At 68.5% G+C, this 2,182-nt stretch carries 1 protein-coding gene; it reads left to right on the top strand.

What is annotated here, in order from left to right:
• On the top strand, positions 1 to 2,182 hold a 2,182-nt coding region (locus FJ471_RS34480), incomplete at both ends, for an autotransporter-associated beta strand repeat-containing protein (protein WP_181179960.1).

The raw sequence follows: 2,182 nt of genomic DNA, 5'->3' as shown, positions 1-2,182 counted from the left end.
CGCTGGTGCTGTCTGGGACCAACAGCTACTCTGGCGGCACGGCCGTCAACGGCGGCACGGTTCAGATTTCGGCGGACGGCAATCTCGGCAACGCTTCCGGTGGACTTTCGCTGAACGGCGGCAGGCTGCACACGACGGCCGACATCAATTCCGCGCGTGCCGTGACGCTCAACGCCGGCGGCGGCACTTTCGACACCGACAGTGCGACCAGCCTGGCGCTGAACGGCATCGTTACAGGGGCAGGGACCCTCACAAAGAAGGGCGGCGGCACGCTGGTGCTGACCGGCGCCAACAGCTATCAGGGCGGCACGGCCATCAATGGCGGCACGGTCGAGGTCTCGGCTGATGCCAATCTCGGCAATGCGGCCGGGGCGCTCACCTTCGACAACGGCACCCTGCACACGACCGGCACATTCACCGCGGCGCGAAGCGCGACGCTCAATGCCGGCGGCGGTACCTTCGACACCGACAATTCGACGGTACTGACGCTGACCGGCGCGGTCGGCGGGGCAGGCGCGCTGACCAAGGACGGCGCCGGCACGCTGGTGCTCACCGCCGACACCACCTATGCCGGCGGCACCACGATCGCGGCCGGCACCTTGCAGCTCGGCAATGGCGGCGCGACCGGCTCGATCACGGGCGACGTGCTCGACGACGGCACGCTCGCCTTCGATCGCAACAACATCTATACCTTCGCCGGTCTGATCTCCGGCAGCGGCGGCCTCGACCAGATCGGCAGCGGCGTCACCATCCTCACCGCCGACAACAGCTATGCCGGCGAGACCAACGTGCGCGAGGGCACGCTCATCGTCGACGGCGACCAGTCGGCGGCGACCGGGGCGACCACGGTGGAGGATGGCGGCGTGCTCGGCGGCATCGGCACGATTGGCGGCGATGTCAGCGTGCTCGACAAGGGCGCGCTCAACCCCGGCGATATCGGCACCACGCCAGGCGCCCTGACGATCAACGGAAGCCTCTCGCTCGCCGCCAATGCGACGCTCAACTACAATTTCGGCCAGGCCGGCGTGGTCGGCGGCGCCTACAACGACCTCACCGTCGTGCATGGCGGCCTGTCGCTCGACGGCGCCGTGAACGTCGCGCAGACGCCGGGCGGCGATTTCGGGCCGGGCATCTACCGCATCATCAGCTATGACGGGCCGCTGACCGACAACGGGCTGGTCAGCAACTCGCCCGACCACATCGTGCAGACCTCGATCGCCAACCAGGTCAACCTGGTTAATACAGCCGGCGTCACGCTCAACTACTGGGACGGCGATGCCGGCCCCAAGGGCAACGACCTGGTCAATGGCGGCAACGGCACCTGGCAGGGCGCCGGCGGCGACAACTGGACCAACGACACCGGGCATATCAACGCGCCGTTCTCCAATGGCAGCTTCGCCATCTTCGCGGGTGCGGCTGGCACCGTCGATGTCGACAGCACGACGAACGGCCAGGTACAGGCCTCGGGCATGCAGTTCGCCACCGGCGGCTACACGATCCAGGGCCAGAGCATCGAGCTGGTCGGGCCGCAGTCGATCATCCGGGTCGGCGACGGCAGCTTGGTTGGCGCGGGCTATATCGCGACGATCGCCTCCGTGCTTCAGGGCAGCTCGCAACTGGTCAAGACCGATCTCGGCACGCTGGTGCTTGGCGGCGCCAATACTTATAGCGGCGGCACCGCCATCGCGGGCGGCACGCTGCAGGTCTCGGCCGACGCCAATCTCGGCGATGCGGCAGGCGCGCTGTCTCTCGACAATGGCGCCACGCTGCAAAACACCACCGCCTTCGGTTCGGCCCGCAATATCACGCTCAATGCGGGCGGCGGCGCCTTCCAGACCGACGCCGACCTCACGCTCTCGGGCCTGGTCGGCGGATCCGGCGGCTTCACCAAGACGGGCAGCGCGTCGCTGACGCTGACCGGCACCAACAGCTATGCCGGGCCGACCACGGTTGCGGCGGGCGGCCTCTATGTCGACGGCGACCAGAGTGCGGCCACCGGGCTGACCTCGGTGCAGCTCGGCGCCACGCTCGGCGGCAAGGGCACGATCGGCGGCAACGTCACGATCGCCGACGGCGCCACGCTATCGCCGGGATCGGCCGACGGGACGCCGGGCACGCTCGCCATAGCGGGCGACCTCTCACTCTCTGGCGGCTCGATCCTGAACTATTCCTTCGGCGAGGC

The sequence above is a fragment of the Mesorhizobium sp. B2-7-1 genome, from assembly GCF_006440735.1.
Lineage (GTDB): Bacteria > Pseudomonadota > Alphaproteobacteria > Rhizobiales > Rhizobiaceae > Mesorhizobium.
The sequence above is the reverse complement of the archived record's forward strand: the minus strand, read 5'-3'. Positions and strand labels throughout refer to the sequence as shown.